We start from the raw sequence: 972 nt of genomic DNA, 5'->3' as shown, positions 1-972 counted from the left end.
ATCTTCACTTGATGATCAATACGCCCTACGTATTCGATCACGCCGTCCGCGCGGTACTTGGCAAGATCGCCCGTGCGGTACAAACGACCTCCACCTTGCTCCGAATCGTCGTAGGGATCTGGTACGAAACGTTCAGCTGTCAGCCCAGGACGCTGGTGATAGCCACGCGCAAGACCAATACCTCCCAGGAACAATTCACCGGCTGCGCCCTGAGCAATCAACTCCAACTGTCCACCCAAAACATGGCAGGCCAAGTTCGCGATCGGTTGGCCAATCGGCACGCTATCGCTCTCTTCGTCGACACACGTCCAGTGGGTGACATCGATTGCCGCCTCCGTCGGTCCATACAGGTTGTATAGCCCTGCTTTCGGTAGCAGTTCGAAGACCTGACGCTGGGCCTGGACAGGTAACGCCTCACCACTGCAGATAATCCGCTTCAGATCCTGGCACTCGGCTGCCGCTGGCGATGACAAAAACGCCTGCAGCATCGAAGGAACAAAGTGCAATGTAGTGACATTCGACGCTTGGATCAGTGCCGCCAGTTGTTCTGGATCACGGTGCAGGCCAGGTGCTGCAACAATCAGTCGTGCACCTGCCATCAGTGGCCAGAAGAACTCCCATACCGATACGTCGAAACTGAACGGCGTCTTCTGCAGGACCGCATCGCTGTCATTCAGGCCATAAGCGCTCTGCATCCAGAACACACGGTTGATCAGCGATACATGGCGGTTACCAGCACCTTTGGGTTTACCTGTAGAGCCCGACGTATAGATCACATAGGCCAGGTTCTCCGGCTGGATCATTACGTGCGGGGCTGTCTCCGCATAACCGGTCAGTGCGCTCTCTAGCGTATCCAACTCTAGCGTTTGTATCGATGCGGGGATCGGTAACTGACCCTTCAAATACCCCTGGGTCAGCAGCAGACCAATACCACTGTCCTCGATCATGTAAGCCAGACGGTCCTGCGGATAC

The 972-nt window shown here is 55.9% G+C and carries 1 protein-coding gene; it reads right to left on the bottom strand.

The features are described from left to right. The coding region (locus tag ACSZPK_RS26910) for an AMP-binding protein (RefSeq protein ID WP_437884674.1) at nucleotides 1-972 on the bottom strand (972 nt) is incomplete at both ends.

This window comes from Pseudomonas sp. LRF_L74 (genome assembly GCF_965644255.1).
Lineage (GTDB): Bacteria > Pseudomonadota > Gammaproteobacteria > Pseudomonadales > Pseudomonadaceae > Aquipseudomonas.
This window is presented reverse-complemented; position numbering and strand designations above follow the sequence as displayed.